Genomic DNA, 14,914 nt, shown 5'->3' on the forward strand with positions numbered 1-14,914 from the left:
CGGACCCGCCGACGCCCACAGTGCCGATCCGGCGCCGAGTCCGAGCGTGAATCGGGTAAGACTTGTATGCGTGGAGGGTGGGTGGGACAAGACGCGCGACATCTCGCGACGCCTCGGCCGCGGCGTCGCCGACGCCGGTCGCGCGACCGCTCGTGCCGGCCGGGCCACCGCCGGCGGCACCGTGCGAGCGGGTCAGGCCACCGCCATGGGCGCACGGAAGATCGGCAGGGCCGCCCGCCGCCTGACCCACGCCAACGGCGCCGACCGCACCGGGCTGGGCCGGCTGATCGAGCTGACCGCCGGCCACAGCGCGGGCGACGCGCTGGTCACGGTGGCGCTCGCCAGCACCGTGTTCTTCGGCGTGCCCGTCGGCGAGGCCCGTGGGCCCGTGGCGCTCTACCTGGTCATCACGATGCTGCCGTTCGCGTTGCTGGCGCCGTTCGTGGGGCCGATCCTCGACCGGTTCAGGTCAGGCCGCCGCTACGTCATGGCCGGCACGCTGTTCGGCCGCGGCCTGCTCTGCTTCGCGATGGCCGCCGCCGTGGGGCCGGGCGACCTGGTGACGCTGTTCGCCGGGGCGCTGGGCGTGCTGGTGCTGTCCAAGGCCTACAACGTGTCGCGCGCCGCGATCATGCCGAGCGTCCTGCCCGCCGACATCACGCTGGTCTCCGCCAACGCGCGGGTCGCGCTGTTCTCGCTGGTCTCGGCGGGCGTGCTGGTGCCCGTGGGCGCGGGCCTGGCCGCCTGGCTGGGCAGCGCCACGGTGCTGCGCATCGCGATGGTCGTGTTCCTCCTGGTCGGCGTCTTCGCCGTACGCCTGCCACGGCACGTCGACTCGCCCGACCTGGACGAGGAGGCCGAGGAGGGCCGGCCGCCCCGCTGGCGCACCCTGCTCAACGTGGGCCCCACGGTCGCCGAGGCGGTCTGGGCCAACGTGGCCATCCGCCTCTTCTCCGGCTTCCTGCTGTTCTTCATGTTGTTCCTGGTGCAGGACGAGGGCGTGCCGTGGCTGGCCGTGCCCGACCCGTTCTTCGACGTGCCGAAGACGATCGCGCTGCTCGCGGCGGCGGCCGGGCTGGGCGGCCTGGTCGGCGCGGTGGTCGCCAACTGGACCCGCAACCACTCGCCCCAGCTGATCGTGCTCCTCACGCTGACCTTCACCGGCCTGACGACGATCGCGACCGCCGTCTTCTTCGGTCTGTGGACGGCCGTCGTGCTCTGCGTCGTCACCGCGTTCGCCCAGGAGCTGGGCAAGCTCGCCCTCGACGCGATCGTGCAGCGAGAAATCGGCGAGGAGGTGCGCTCGTCCACCTTCGGGGTGGTCGAGGCGCTGCTGCAGCTGGCCTGGGTGTTCGGCGGGCTGATCGGGCTGGTGCTGTCGCTGGCCCAGAACAGCGTGGCCGGGCTGATCGCGCTCGCCGTGGCGCTGACCGCGGCGCTCGGCTGGCTGGTCGTACGCAGGCGTCAGCGCATCCGCGCGGCCAACGAGCGCCACCGCGCCGACCCGTCCGGCAGGCACGCCGGCCTGCCGGACAAACGCGGTGACACGCTCGACCCCACCAAACCGCTGACCAACCCCAACACCTAGCTAGGCGTCGAGGTCGTCGGCGACGGCCCGCAGCACCTGCGCGATCTTCTTGGCGTGGCTGGCGTCCGGATGCTTGCCCCGCTGGTAGGAGGTCGAGACCCCGTCGAGGAGCTTGATCAGGTCCTCGACGATGACCACCATCTCGTCCGGCTTCTTCCGCTTGCCCTTGGGCTTGGCCTTGGCCAGCGTCGGCGGCTGCTCGAGGATCCTGACCGAGAGGGCCTGCTGACCGCGCCTGCCCTCCGCCACGCCGAACTCGACCTTCTGGCCAGGCTTGAGTGGCCCGGCACCGGCAGGCAGCGCGGAGGAATGCACGAAAACCTCACCGCCGTCGTCACGGGTGAGGAAGCCGAACCCCTTGTCGGCGTCGTACCACTTGACCTTGCCACTCGGCACAGGAGGGACCTCGTTCAAACAGTCGAAAAGGATGAATGGATGTAGGTTATGCCCCGCAGCGCGCCAGGGCGACCGGGTAATTGACGGACGATTACCCGAGTTCGTTCTGGAAGCGCCAGCCCGCGAACCAGCCCGCGAATTGGGTCAGGTCGGCCAGTGCCACATCTGTTCCGTGAGCACGCAACTCCTCCACCGTGTAGGGGCCGGTCGCGACCGTGACGCTCACCACGCCCCCAGCCCGCGCCGCCTCGATGTCCGCGACATGGTCACCAACATAGGCGGCCGCGCCGAAGCGCGCGAGTGCCGAGCCCTTCGCGGCTCCGAAGACCGAGCCGACGACCTCGTCGACCTCGAAGTCGAGCGTCATGACCGTGCTGATCGCGTCGCGGACGTTCTTGCCGGTCACGATGATGACCCGGCCACCCCCGGCGCGTACGGCCTCGACGGCCTCGCGCGCTCCGGCCATGGCGGTGTGCGCCGGCACGGCCACCTCCGGATAGATCTCCCTGAACAGCGCGGCCGCGGCCGGGACCGCCTCGGCGGGCACCCAGTTGGCCAGCTCGCGCTCCAGCGGCGGCCCGAGCCTGGCGATGATCGCCTCGCTGTCGATGGGCACGCCCAGCCGGGCCGAAACCTCGTCGTAGACAGCGGCGATGCCTGATCGCGTGTCGGCCAATGTCATGTCCAGATCGAAACCCACCGAAGTCACCACAGGCCGAAGGATGCCAAACAATCGGGGGTCACACGTAACGGCGGCAGGTGTGGGACCGTGGGAATGGGAAGAAAGGAGTTACTTATCAGGAGCCGCGCCGGTCTGGTTGATCGTCGGCTCGTTCGACAGGGCAGATCCGGCGCACCGTGCCGTGACGACTACGCTCCTTACGGAGGTGTCACGCAAGACATGACCAGATCGTCAGGCGCAGGAGCTCGGTCCGGGAGGGCTCGCAACGTGCCGACCAGGACCGGCACGACCATGACCACCCGTGAGCGGATCATCGACGAGGCACTGCGGCTGTTCGCCGAGCGGGGCTACTCCGCGACGTCCGTGGCCGAGATCGAGGCCGCGTCCGGGCTCTCTCCCGGCGCCGGCGGGCTCTACCGGCATTTCAAGTCGAAGTACGAGGTGCTCGCCGCGGTGATCAACGAGCATGCCGCCCGCACCCGCATTCAGGTGGCCGAGAGCCTGGCCGAGCTGGGCGACATGGAGACCTCCACCGACCTGGAGGCGCGGCTGTCACGACTGTGCCGCGCCGGGCTGGCCAAGGTCCGCGAGGAGTCGGAGCTGACCAGGGTGTTCTTCCGCGACCTCAGCCAGTTCCCCGAGCTGGTCGCGGTCGTGCGCGAAGGGCTGCTGCAGCCCATGTTCGACGCCATCACCACCTGGTTCCGCGCCCAGCCCGAATACGCGGGCGCCGAGCTCGACTGGAACGGCATCGCCGCGGTGCTGGGCGGATCGGTCGTGCACTACCGGCTCTTCCAGGAGACCGTGGGCGAGTCTCCCGGCCACGCCGAGAAGGACCAGTTCGTCGACGCGTGGGTGCGCCTGGCGGTGGGCCTGCTGCCCAGCCCGGCCCCGGTCATCTGACGTCCAGCAGGCGGTAGGCCAGCCAGAGCACGCCGACCCCCGCGCCGATCATGAACATCACGCCGCTGACGTCGAAGAACTGGACGAAGAACGCCCGCAGCCCCGGCTCGCCCTCCACCCGCAGGCCGCCGACGAGCACGCCGCCCACCAGGTAGCCGAGCAGGGGGGCGCCGATCCCGATCAGCCGGTCGCGCACCGCCCAACCGTCGCTGAACAGGACGAGCACCGCGCCGAGCGCCCAGACCAGCACGGGCAACCGGAAGATCGCCACGGCCGGGAGGTCGAACGGCACCAGCAGCGCGGCCATCACGAGGATCGCCATCGCCAGGGTCTCGCGCGGGTGCTCCTTGACGATGGTGCGGGCGTCGCGGCCCTGGGTGGCCATCGGGTTGGCGCCGGACATGGCCGTCCTGCGCAGCCCCGCGAAGGGCAGCCCGCGCCCGGGTGGCCTGTCCGCCCACTTCCCCGCCGCCCGGGCCGCAGGCGATCCGACGACCGGCGGCATCGGCGCGTCGTCGACGACGGTGGGGAAGGACACCGTCACGCCTCCCGGCCCGGCCGCGCGCTCGGCGGCGGACACCGCTCCCGCGGGCGCCTGCGCGGCCTCGGCGAGCCTGCGCACCTCGCGCTGGACGAGCGCGACCGGGTCGCCGAACCTGGCGATCACCTTGGCCACCTGGCGCGCGTTCTGGCTGCCGTGCCGCTCGTCCTCGATCCTGGCCCGGAGCCGCTTGACGAAGTCGAGCCGCTGGTCGGGCCGTAACACGCCGTGGGCGGCGTCGGCGGCCGCGCTGACGTAGTTGAGGACGAGCTGGTCCGCTCGCTCAATCACGTGAGCCATGCTGCCCCAATCGGGGGGGACATACCATGGCAACGATGGAGTTCACGGAGTGGATCAGGGGGCGCACCGACGAGCAGCTGCGGGCGCTCGTCTCGGCGCGCCCTGAGTTGATCACTCCGGTGCCCGCCCACCTCGAGGGCCTCGCCTCGCGGGCGGGCAGCCCCTCGGCGATCGCCAGGGTGCTCGACCGGCTCGACCGCTTCACGCTCGCCGTCGTCGAGACGCTGGCCGTACGAGCCGGGCCCGTGACGAAGGCGGCGCTGGGCGAGCTGGTCTGCCGCGCGCTCGCGGACGGAGGGCCGGAGCCCGCGCTGTCCGTCGCGCTCGACCGGCTGCGTGACCTCGCGCTCGTGTACGGCCCCGACGACGAGCTCGACCTGGCCCCCGGCGTGCGCAAGGCGCTCGACGACCCGGCCGGGCTCGGACCGCCCGCCGCCGAGGTGTTCAGACACCACCCGCCCGAGCAGCTCGACGAGATGGCCGACGAGATCGCGCCCGGCACCCCGGGCACCGGCAAGGAACGCCTGGCCGCCGCCCTGGCCGAGCCGGCCCGGCTGATCGGCGAGGTCTCCGACGAGGCCAGGGCGGCGCTCGACCAGCTCGCCTGGGGGCCGCCGACGGGCCGGGTGCCCAACGCCCGCCGAGAGGTGCGCGTCGGCTCCGCCCGTTCGCCGATCGAGCAGTTGCTGGCCCGCGGCCTGCTGGCGGCCACCGGTGAGGAGAGCGTGGCGCTGCCGCGCGAGGTCGGCCTGCACCTGCGTCACGGACGGGTGCACCGCGACCTGCTTCCGGTGCCCCCCGCGCTGGAGGGGACCGCGCGCGAACCGAAGCTCACCGACGCGACGGCGGCGGGACAGGCGTTCGCGTTCGTCAGGGCGGTCGAGGAGCTGTGCGAGCGGTGGAGCATCGAGCCGCCGGGCGTGCTGCGCACCGGCGGGCTGGGCGTGCGCGACATGAAGCGCACCGCGACCGAGCTCGACCTGCCGGAGTGGGTGGCGGCGCTGGTCGTGGAGGTGGCCCACGCGGCGGGGCTGGTCGCCGCGGGCGGCAGCGTCGACGGCGAATGGCTGCCGACCAGCGGCTACGACCTGTGGCGGGTCAGGGCGACGGCCGAGCGGTGGGTGGCGCTGGCGCGCACCTGGCTGCACATGGACCGCGTCCCGGGGCTGGTCGGCGAGCGTGACGAGCGCGACCGCCCGCTCAACGCGCTCCACACCGACCTGCGCAGATCCTCCATGCCCTCGGTCCGCTCGGCGACCCTGGGCGTGCTCGCCTCGGCCCCCGGCCTGGCACCCACCCGCGACTCCGTGCTCGACCGGCTGGCCTGGGAACAACCGCGCCGCCGGGGCGCGCTGCGCGAGCGGCTCACCGAGTTCGCGCTGCGCGAGGCCGAGCAGCTCGGCTTCACCGGGCTCGGCGTGCTGTCGGTCCACGCGCGCGCGCTGCTCGCCGGCGACGACGCGGCCTCGGCGCTCGCGCCGCTGCTGCCCGAGCCCGTCGACCACGTGCTGCTCCAGGCCGACCTCACCGCCGTCGCGCCGGGCCCGCTGACCAGCGGGCTCAACCGCTGGATGACGCTGGCCGCCGACGTCGAGTCCAAGGGCACGGCGACCGTCTACCGGTTCAGCGACGGCTCCATCCGCCGCGCCCTGGACGCGGGACACGGCGGTGACGAGCTGCTCGCCATGCTGGAGCGCCACTCCGCCACGCCGGTGCCGCAGGCGCTGTCCTACCTGGTCACCGACGTGGCCCGACGCCACGGGCGGATCCGGGTCGGCACCGCCAGCGCCTACGTGCGCTGTGACGATCCGGCCCTGCTCGACCAGATCACCGCCGACCGCCGCTCGTCCGCGCTGCGGCTGCGCAGGCTGGCCCCGACCGTCATCGCCTCGCGCAGTCCCCGGGCCACGCTGGTCGACTCGCTGCGCGCGATGGGCTACTCGCCCGTGGCGGAGTCGCTCGACGGCGACGTGATCATCTCCCAGCTGGACAGCAGGCGCGTCGAGGCGCTGCCCGCGTCCCGCGTGGTCTCCTCCCCCAACGGCCTCGACCCCGAGGTGGCCACCGCGGCCGTACGGGCGCTGCGCGCCGGAGACGCCGCCCACCTCGCCCGGCGCGAGCCGGTCGACGCCCCCGCCGGCCGGATCCCGCGCGGCCCGGCGACGGCCACGATCTCGGCCCTCCAGGACGCGATCAGGCAGGGCGTGCGGGTATGGATCGGCTACCTCGACTCCCAGGGCAACGCCACCTCCCGCATCCTCGAGCCGGCCAGGATGGAGGGCGGCTACCTGACGGCCTACGACGAGACCAGGGCCGCCGTCCACCGCTTCGCCCTGCATCGCATCACCGGGGTCGCCGGGCTGTCCTGACATCCCGCTTGACGTCCAGGGGTGATCGGGCGAGGTTTGGATCGTGTACGGGCGCGGAGGTGCCGCCCCGGTCGGGCCGGCGGAGGAGACGTCGTGAGCGAGCTGACGCTGGGCCGGTTGGCCGAAGAGTCCTGGAACAGGTTCGACGACTTCGACTCGGTGTTCTACGAGGGGGTCTGGCATCGCGCCCACGCGCTGGCCGAGCGGGCACGCCGGGTGTGCGGCGGGTTCGTCGAGGCGGGGATCCGGCCGGGCGACCGGGTCGTGGTGATGGCCGCCAACTCGCCCGAGGTGCCGCTGATCTACCAGGCGCTCTGGGCCGCCGGCGCGGTGGTGACGCCCGTGGTGTTCCTCGTGGGGGCCGAGGAGCTGCGCCACATCCTGACCGACAGCGGCGCCGCCGCGATCGTGACCTCGCCGGAGCTGGTGACCACGGTCGAGGCCGCCCTGGCCGGCGGTCCCGACATCCTGAGATTCGTCGACACGGGCGAGCTGGAGCGAGCCGCCGAGCACGGCCCCGTGCCCCGCGACCCTGCCGACCTGGCCGCGTTGATGTACACCGGCGGCACCACCGGCACGGCCAAGGGCGTCATGCTCAGCCATCGCGGGCTGTGGCAGGTGGCCAAGGACTCCTACGAGATGTCCCACCAGGAGGGCATGGACCGCGCGATCGTGCCGGTGCCGCTCTCCCACGCCTACGGGCTGATCGTCACCATCGCCGGGATGCACGCCACCGTCCCGCAGCAGGCCGTGCTGATGCGCTGGTTCGACCCCAAGATGTTCCTCACGCTGGCCGCCGAGCAGCGCGTACGCTACGGCACCGTGGTGCCCGCCATGCTGCAGATGCTGCTGGCCGAGCCTCTGGAGCGGCATCCCCTGCCCGACCTGGCCTTCCTCACCTGTGGGGCGGCGCCGCTCGGCCGCGAGGTGCTGGCGGAGTTCGAGCGCCGGATGCCCGGCGTGCAGATCCTCGAGGGCTACGGCATGACCGAGACCAGCGCCGTCACCACCTTCAACCCGCCGGGCAGGCGCCGGGTGGGCAGCGTCGGGCTGCCGCTGCCCGGCTACAAGGTCACGATCCGCGACTCCTCCGGCGAGGAGGCCGAGATCGGCGACCCGGGCGAGATCTGCGTCGCGGGCGACTCGCTGATGCTCGGCTACTGGGGCGAGCACGCCCCCGACCCCGAGGGCACCACGATGATCGACGGCGAGCTGCGCACCGGCGACATCGGCTGCCTGGACGACGACGGCTACCTCTACGTCGTCGACCGGAAGAAGGACCTGATCATCAGGGGCGGCTTCAACGTGTTCCCGCGTGACGTCGAGGACGCGCTCAACACGCACCCCGACGTGGTGATGTCGGGCGTCGTCGGCCGCCCCGACCCGCGCGTCGGCGAGGAGGTCGTGGCGTTCGTGCAGCTCAGGCCGGATGCCACGGTCGAGGCCGAGGAGCTGATCGGCTGGGCCCGCGACCGGGTCGGCCGGGTGAAGTATCCACGCGAGATCACGTTCGTCGACTCGGTCCCGGTCACCAGCGTGCTCAAGCTCGACCGCAAGGCCCTGCGGTCCCGGCTGAGCTGATCGCCCCTGGTCAGGGCTCGTCCCAGGCGACGATCCTCGTGATCCCGGCCGAGTGTGTGCTTATTCCGTGATAAATGTTGACCATCAGGAGGTGAACATGAGCCAGGATCCGCCCGGTGACTATCCGTACCAGCCCTACGGGGCGCCGTACGGGCAGCAGCCGCCGCCGGGCTACGGTTACGGCTACGGGCAACCGCCTCCGCGGCCCCACTCCGACGGGCCGAAGGCCAACGCCATCGTCGCGCTCGTGCTCAACCTTCTCGCGATCGCCTCCTGCTGCAACGTCCTCGCCATCCCCGGCGCCGTGCTCGCGGGAAAGGCGTTAGGCCGCGCCACCCACGAGCCCGAGGCCGCCCGCAGGATGCTCGTGTGGAGCTGGGTCCTGTTCGGCATTGGCTTCGTCCTGGGGGTCACCCTCTTCCTCTTCCTCGGCTTCAACGGATATTTCGACGAGGGATGATCGCCTGTTCGGGGTCTTGCCCTGTTGGATAGGCGTCAACCTCCGCTGTCTCGTACTGCGCGGGGTTCCGGTGCCCGAACCTCGTCAGCGGGTCTGGTCTGAACCTCAGCTTCCGCGAGCGCTATCGCTTCGGCAACGGTGGCAGGGTCCTCCGTCAGCACACAGCGCGGACGAGAACGCCCCGAAGTAGCGTCGTCCCAGCCCTGCGACGGTCGTCCGGGGCCTTCCTCCGCGCTAGTTCGTCCTGAACGGACTGCCACGTGTCCAGGTCGATGACCGGCGGACGGCCCACGAACGGGAGACCGTCCGTGCCCTTGATCACCTCGCCGTCCTCAATGATGTGTCCGAGTAGGTGCGGCGAGGCGAGCACGGTCCGTGTGGTCGTGGTGTACCACCCGTCAGACTTGCCCCGGCCGGCGCGGTTGTTCGTGCCCGTGGACCGCGAAGGATGCCCTGGCGACGGTACGCCGCGCTCGGTCAGGTCCCGGACTATAGCGATCAAGGATTCTTTCGCGAGCACACGCGAGGCGATCTCGGCGAGGATCGCCACCTCGTCGGGGTTCACCTCCAGCACGCGGCCCGCGCCGTTCGGGTTGGCAACCGAGCGGTAGCCGTACGGCACGCGTCCGCCGGTCCATCGGCCTGCCCTTACGCTCCAGCCCGCCGGAGAACCCGGACACGTCGATGTCCTCTTCGAGGATGACGACTTCCCATCCATGCCGCTTGCAGCACTCGCGGCACTCGGCGAGCTGCCCTTCCGGCGAGGTCGATTCGTCGGTTTCCCGCGAGAGCCGTACGTAGATCGCTGCGCGGAGTCCGCGAGTGTTCCCCCCGTTGGCGGCCTTCCGTCGTACCCGGGGCGGGGCGCGGACGGGAGGTTCCGGCAGCGTGGAAGGATTTTGGGGGGTAGCGTCGTTGACCACGAGAGAATCCAATCCGGAGGTGCGCTTGTCCTGTTTGATCGTCCAGTCGGACAAGACGCTGCTGCTCGAAGTCGACCACGAGAAGGCCGACGAGTGCCGGAAGGCGATCGCGCCGTTCGCCGAGCTCGAACGCGCGCCCGAACACGTCCACACCTACCGCGTCACGCCGCTCGCCCTGTGGAACGCACGCGCGGCCGGGCACGACGCCGAGCAGGTCGTCGACGCGCTGATCAGCTTCAGCCGCTACCCGGTGCCCCACGCGCTGCTCGTGGACGTGGCCGAGACCATGGCCAGATACGGCCGGCTCAGGCTGGAGAAGGACCCCGTCAACGGGCTGGTCCTGACCTCCACCGACCGGGCCGTGCTCGAAGAGGTGCTGCGTTCCAGGAAGATCCAGCCGATGCTGGGCGAGCGCCTCACCGCCGACTCGGTCATCGTGCACCCGAGCGACCGGGGCAACGTCAAGCAGGCGCTGCTCAAGCTGGGCTGGCCCGCCGAAGACCTGGCCGGCTACGTCGACGGCGAGCACCACCCGATCGAGCTGGCGCAGGACGGCTGGCGTCTGCGGCCCTACCAGCAGGAGGCCGCCGACGCGTTCTGGCACGGCGGCTCCGGCGTGGTCGTGCTCCCCTGCGGCGCCGGCAAGACGATCGTCGGGGCCGCGGCCATGGCCCACGCCAGGGCCACCACGCTGATCCTGGTGACCAACACGGTGAGCGCCCACCAGTGGAAGCAGGAGCTGATCAAGCGCACCTCGCTCACCGAGGACGAGATCGGCGAATACTCCGGCACGAAGAAGGAGATCCGCCCGGTCACCATCGCCACCTACCAGGTGATGACGACCAGGCGTAAGGGCGTCTACAGCCACCTGGAGCTGTTCGACGCGCGCGACTGGGGCCTGATCGTCTACGACGAGGTGCACCTGCTGCCCGCGCCGATCTTCCGGATGACCGCCGACCTGCAGGCCCGGCGCCGGGTGGGCCTGACCGCGACGCTGGTGCGCGAGGACGGCCGCGAGGGCGACGTGTTCTCGCTGATCGGTCCCAAGCGCTACGACGCGCCCTGGAAGGAGATGGAGCACCAGGGCTGGATCGCGCCGGCCGACTGCGTGGAGGTCCGCGTCACCCTCAGCGACGAGGAGCGGCTGGCCTACGCGATGGCCGAATCCGAGGAGCGCTACCGCTTCTGCGCCACCACGCCGTCCAAGACCCAGGTCACCGAGGCGCTGGTCCGCCGGCATCTGGGCGAGCAGGTGCTGGTCATCGGCCAGTACATCGACCAGCTCGACGAGCTGGGCGAGCACCTCAACGCGCCGGTCATCAAGGGCGAGACCAGGGTCAAGGAGCGGGAGCGGCTCTATCAGGCCTTCCGCGACAAGGAGATCCAGGTGCTGGTCGTCTCCAAGGTGGCCAACTTCTCCATCGACCTGCCGGAGGCCGCGGTGGCCATCCAAGTGTCGGGGACGTTCGGCTCACGCCAGGAGGAGGCGCAGCGGCTCGGGCGGGTGCTGCGGCCCAAGGCCGACGGCGGCGGGGCGCGCTTCTACACGGTGGTCAGCCGCGACACGGTCGATCAGGAGTTCGCGGCGCACCGGCAGAGGTTTCTGGCCGAGCAGGGTTACGCCTATCAGATCATCGACGCCGACGACGTGCTCGACGGGGTGTGAGGCCCGGCCGCTCATCCTCGGAGCGGCCAGGCACCGGCATTCGTGTCACGTCCACGAGACTCCTCGGGCCGTCGACAATCGAACCACCCCCCTCACCTGCGCGCCATTGCCGCCGCAATCGAAACGCCAGCGACATACCCCCATGATCCGGCAAATCCACCTGATATGCCCGAATGTTTCGGTTTTACCAGCCAGCCCTCAGGTCGGCTCATCCCGCGAGCAGGCCACCGACGAAGAGCACACCTTCGGCGGCGATCCAGGCGGCCACGCCCGCACCCATGAACCAGGTGAACACGCGTGGATCCCGCCTGGCCGGCCGGACCAGCCAGGCGCCGGCCGTGCAACAGGCGGCCAGCACCGCGAACAGCCCCGACACCATCGAGACCGAGTCGAGCCGCCGCGCGCAACTCGCCGCCGACTCGCCTCCCGCGCAGAACGCCTCCAGCCCCCAACCGGCGAACACCGTCAGCCCCCAGAGTGACGCGAGCAGGAAGCTCGCGATGGTGGGGATGATCGGTGAGAAGCCCAGGCGCACGCGCTCCACGCCCTGCCTGTACCCCGGCTAAATGCTTTGGAAGCATGCCCGTCCGCCGACTAAAATGACCGGCTCGCCACCTCGACCACCCCCACCTGCTCTCGCCTGGGAGGCCTTTTCGCATGCCCGCACACCAGTTGGCTCCCGACATACCCTCCGACGTGCTCGCCGCCGAGCAGGCGCATCTGGCCGAGTCCAGGGCCGCGTTGCGGGCGATGCGCGCGCACGCCCAGTCGCTGTCGGCCGACGCGGCCGGCGACTGGGTCTCGCAGCAGATCCTGCAGTCGCTGCTCGACCAGCGGGTGGCCGCCCTGGCCGACCACCCCGACACGCCGCTGTTCTTCGGCCGCCTCGACCGCTCCGCCGACGACGACCTGCCGTCCACCATCTACGTCGGCCGCCGCCACGTGCACGACGGCGGCAGCCGCCCGCTGGTCATCGACTGGCGCGCGCCGGTGTCCCGGGCGTTCTACCAGGCCAGTCCCGCCCAGCCGATGGACGTCGTACGACGGCGCCGGTTCGGCTACCACGGCGGCCGGCTCACCGCGTTCGAGGACGAGCCGCTGGCCGAGGGCGGCGAGATCGGGCCGTCCCGGATCCTCACCGACGAGATCGAACGCCCGCGCACCGGTCCGATGCGCGACATCGTGGCCACGATCCAGCCCGACCAGGACGAGATCGTCCGTGCCGGGCTGGCCCAGACCGTGTGCGTGCAGGGAGCGCCCGGCACCGGCAAGACCGCCGTCGGGCTGCACCGGGCCGCCTACCTGCTGTTCACCCACCGCGAGCGGCTGGCCAGGTCGGGCGTGATGATCGTCGGCCCCAACCGCGCGTTCCTGTCGTACATCTCCTCCGTGCTCCCCGCGCTGGGCGAGGTCAAGGTCGACCAGACGACGGTTCCGGGCCTGCTCGGCGAGCACGCCGCGCCCGAGGACCCGGCGGTGGCGGCGGTCAAGGGTGACGCCCGGATGGCGACGGTCCTCGATCGCGCGCTGTGGCTGCACATCGTCAAGCCCGAAGAGGGCCTGGTGTTCACCAAGGGCGCCTACCGCCACCGGGTCGCCGACCACGAGGTGCGGGAGATCGTCGCCTCGCTGCGCGGCACCACCCGCTACGGTCCCGGCCGGGCGGCCCTGGCCCAGCGGCTGGCCCACCAGGTGCTGGTCCGCATGGAACAGCGCGGCGAGTCGCCCGACGACCGGGTGCAGGACGCCGTGGCCAGGTCCAAGCCGGTCAAGCACCTCGTCGACGCGGTCTGGCCCAAGCTGGCGCCCGCGCAGGTGCTCTACCGCCTGCTGTCCGATCCGGAGTTCCTGTCCAAGGCCGCCAGACACGACCTGACGCCCGGCGAACAACAGCTGCTGCTCTGGCCGAAGCCGTACCGTGGGTGGAAGTCCGCCAAGTGGTCGGCGGCCGACGCCGCGCTGCTCGACGAGCTCGGTGACCTGATCGAGCGCACCCCCTCGCTCGGCCACCTGGTCGTGGACGAGGCTCAGGACCTGTCGGAGATGCAGCTGCGCGCGCTCGGCCGCCGTTGCCGCAACGGCTCGGCGACCGTCCTCGGCGACCTCGCGCAGGGCACCACGCCCTGGTCCACCAACTCCTGGGAGACCGTGCTCAAGCATCTCGGCCAGGACCAGGGCGAGGTCACCGAGCTGACGCTCGGCTTCCGCGTGCCGCGCGAGGTGCTCGACTTCGCGGCCCGCCTGCTGCCCGCCATCGCCCCCGGCCTGGCCGCGCCGCGCTCGCTGCGGCCCGGCGCGGGCTCCCTGTCGGTGCGGCAGGGCGGCGACGTCGTCGCGGCGGTACGCGAGGCGCTCGGCCGGGAGGGCTCGATCGGCGTCATCGTGCCCGACGCCGTGGCCGGCCGGGTGTCGGAGTCGCTGACCGGCATCGCCCACACCGTCCTCGGCCCCGACTCGACCGAGGACCACCGGCTGCTGGTCATCCCCGCGACCCTGGCCAAGGGCCTGGAGTACGACCACGTGATCGTGGTGGAGCCCGCCGACATCGTCGAGGCCGAGCCGCGCGGCCTGGCCCGCCTCTACGTGGTGCTCACCCGGGCGGTGACCTCCCTCACCGTCCTGCACCACAAGCCGTTGCCGGCCCAGCTCACCGCCTAGCCGGGCCAGGGGGCGGTCTTAGGATGGCGGAGAGGATCTCACCAAGGAGGATGCCGTGCCCGCACCGCTTCCAGACGAATACCTGCCGCCGGTTCCCGCCCTCGTGGTCGAGAGCGACGACATCACCGACGGGGAGAGGCTGGGCGATCTCCACGTCTTCAACGGCTGGGGCATGACCGGCCAGAACCTGTCGCCTGCGCTCCGCTGGTCGGGCGCCCCCGAGGGCACCCTGGGCTACGCCGTCACCTGCTTCGACCCCGACGCGCCCACCGGCAGTGGGTTCTGGCACTGGGTGCTGTTCGACCTGCCGGCCTCGGTGACCGAGCTGCCCACGGGTGCGGGCACCGCGCCCGAGTTCAAGGGCCTGCCTCAGGGCGCGCAACACGCCCGCAACGACTACAACCTCAAGGAATACGGCGGCGCCGCGCCCCCGCCCGGCGCGGCGCACCGCTACGTCTTCACCGTCCACGCCCTGGGCGTCGACCAACTGGGCGTCGACAGCGACGCGAGCCCGGCGGTCGTCGGCTTCAACATCACCGCCAACACCCTCGCCCGGGGCCACATCATCCCCCACTACGGGACCTGACCTGCACCGGAAGATCGTAAGGGAAACACGAGGGCGGCCGGACCATGTGGTCGGGCCGCCCTGGTGATGGACGAGATGGGTCAGAAGTCCATGTCGCCGCCGCCGGGCATGCCAGCGGGAGCGGCAGGGTGCTTCTCGGGCTTCTCGGCGATGACGGCCTCGGTGGTGAGGAAGAGCGCCGCGATGGAAGCGGCGTTCTGCAGCGCGGAGCGCGTCACCTTGGCCGGGTCGATGATGCCCGCCTCGAACATGTTGACGTAC

The 14,914-nt window shown here is 71.5% G+C and carries 13 protein-coding genes and 2 pseudogenes; 8 read left to right on the top strand and 7 right to left on the bottom strand.

The features are described 5' to 3' along the window. The first annotated feature begins 70 nt into the window (after positions 1-70). Complete coding sequence (locus tag AB0C16_RS31550; RefSeq protein WP_357688218.1) at positions 71-1,588, top strand: MFS transporter; 1,518 nt, start codon at positions 71-73, stop codon at positions 1,586-1,588. Here the strand turns inward: AB0C16_RS31550 and AB0C16_RS31555 are convergent, their stop codons facing one another. Further along, positions 1,589-1,984: a cold-shock protein gene (locus tag AB0C16_RS31555; protein ID WP_357688220.1), complete on the bottom strand. Its 396-nt coding sequence runs from the start codon at positions 1,982-1,984 to the stop codon at positions 1,589-1,591. It lies immediately after the preceding gene. A gap of 91 nt (positions 1,985-2,075) precedes the next feature. Then, a complete protein-coding gene (locus AB0C16_RS31560; protein ID WP_357688222.1) occupies positions 2,076-2,684 on the bottom strand; it encodes an HAD hydrolase-like protein in 609 nt (202 codons plus the stop codon). A 249-nt stretch (positions 2,685-2,933) separates the two neighbouring features. On the opposite strand from AB0C16_RS31560, the gene AB0C16_RS31565 reads away from it, so the two are divergent. Then, complete coding sequence (locus tag AB0C16_RS31565; RefSeq protein WP_357688224.1) at positions 2,934-3,569, top strand: helix-turn-helix domain-containing protein; 636 nt, start codon at positions 2,934-2,936, stop codon at positions 3,567-3,569. Here AB0C16_RS31565 and AB0C16_RS31570 read toward each other — a convergent pair. Then, positions 3,562-4,401: a hypothetical protein gene (locus AB0C16_RS31570; protein ID WP_357688226.1), complete on the bottom strand. Its 840-nt coding sequence runs from the start codon at positions 4,399-4,401 to the stop codon at positions 3,562-3,564. The genes AB0C16_RS31565 and AB0C16_RS31570 overlap by 8 nt on opposite strands. 44 nt (positions 4,402-4,445) lie before the next feature. Between AB0C16_RS31570 and AB0C16_RS31575 the strand changes: the two genes are divergently transcribed. From AB0C16_RS31575 to AB0C16_RS31585, 3 genes are all read left to right on the top strand, one after another. Further along, the gene (locus tag AB0C16_RS31575; protein ID WP_357688228.1) at positions 4,446-6,779 is read left to right on the top strand and encodes a helicase-associated domain-containing protein; all 2,334 of its coding nucleotides are present in this window, start codon (positions 4,446-4,448) and stop codon (positions 6,777-6,779) included. Positions 6,780-6,872: 93 nt separating this feature from the next. Further along, the gene (locus tag AB0C16_RS31580; RefSeq protein ID WP_357688230.1) at positions 6,873-8,360 is read left to right on the top strand and encodes an AMP-binding protein; all 1,488 of its coding nucleotides are present in this window, start codon (positions 6,873-6,875) and stop codon (positions 8,358-8,360) included. Between the two features lie 97 nt (positions 8,361-8,457). Next, complete coding sequence (locus tag AB0C16_RS31585; RefSeq protein WP_357688232.1) at positions 8,458-8,820, top strand: hypothetical protein; 363 nt, start codon at positions 8,458-8,460, stop codon at positions 8,818-8,820. Between the two features lie 154 nt (positions 8,821-8,974). Here AB0C16_RS31585 and AB0C16_RS31590 read toward each other — a convergent pair whose 3' ends face one another. Further along, positions 8,975-9,442, bottom strand: a complete 468-nt coding sequence (locus AB0C16_RS31590; protein ID WP_357688234.1) for a recombinase family protein — start codon at positions 9,440-9,442, stop codon at positions 8,975-8,977. Positions 9,443-9,479: 37 nt separating this feature from the next. Continuing rightward, positions 9,480-9,743 (bottom strand): annotated as a pseudogene (locus tag AB0C16_RS31595) (recombinase family protein); the annotation flags it as partial. A gap of 25 nt (positions 9,744-9,768) precedes the next feature. On the opposite strand from AB0C16_RS31595, the gene AB0C16_RS31600 reads away from it, so the two are divergent. Next, a complete protein-coding gene (locus AB0C16_RS31600) occupies positions 9,769-11,409 on the top strand; it encodes a DNA repair helicase XPB (protein ID WP_357688236.1) in 1,641 nt (546 codons plus the stop codon). Positions 11,410-11,617: 208 nt separating this feature from the next. On the opposite strand, the gene AB0C16_RS31605 is transcribed toward AB0C16_RS31600, so the two are convergent. Further along, positions 11,618-11,953, bottom strand: a complete 336-nt coding sequence (locus AB0C16_RS31605) for a hypothetical protein (protein WP_357688238.1) — start codon at positions 11,951-11,953, stop codon at positions 11,618-11,620. Between the two features lie 113 nt (positions 11,954-12,066). Here AB0C16_RS31605 and AB0C16_RS31610 point away from each other — a divergent pair, with 113 nt between their 5' ends. Both AB0C16_RS31610 and AB0C16_RS31615 read left to right on the top strand, forming a co-directional pair. Then, complete coding sequence (locus AB0C16_RS31610) at positions 12,067-14,067, top strand: AAA family ATPase (RefSeq protein WP_357688240.1); 2,001 nt, start codon at positions 12,067-12,069, stop codon at positions 14,065-14,067. A 55-nt stretch (positions 14,068-14,122) separates the two neighbouring features. After that, on the top strand, positions 14,123-14,653 hold the full coding sequence (locus AB0C16_RS31615) for a YbhB/YbcL family Raf kinase inhibitor-like protein (protein ID WP_357688242.1): 531 nt from the start codon (positions 14,123-14,125) through the stop codon (positions 14,651-14,653). 80 nt (positions 14,654-14,733) lie between these two features. On the opposite strand, the pseudogene groEL reads toward AB0C16_RS31615, so the two are convergent. After that, positions 14,734-14,914 (bottom strand): annotated as a pseudogene (groEL, locus tag AB0C16_RS31620) (chaperonin GroEL); the annotation flags it as partial.

Source organism: Nonomuraea sp. NPDC048916 (assembly GCF_040649575.1).
In the GTDB taxonomy this organism is placed as follows: Bacteria; Actinomycetota; Actinomycetes; order Streptosporangiales; family Streptosporangiaceae; genus Nonomuraea.

Bases quoted from the DNA above. Each gene is read 5' to 3' on its own strand.
- AB0C16_RS31575 (WP_357688228.1), top strand. From the start codon at position 4,446: ATGGAGTTCACGGAGTGGATCAGGGGGCGCACCGACGAGCAGCTGCGG.
- AB0C16_RS31585 (WP_357688232.1), top strand. From the start codon at position 8,458: ATGAGCCAGGATCCGCCCGGTGACTATCCGTACCAGCCCTACGGGGCG.
- AB0C16_RS31610 (WP_357688240.1), top strand. From the start codon at position 12,067: ATGCCCGCACACCAGTTGGCTCCCGACATACCCTCCGACGTGCTCGCC.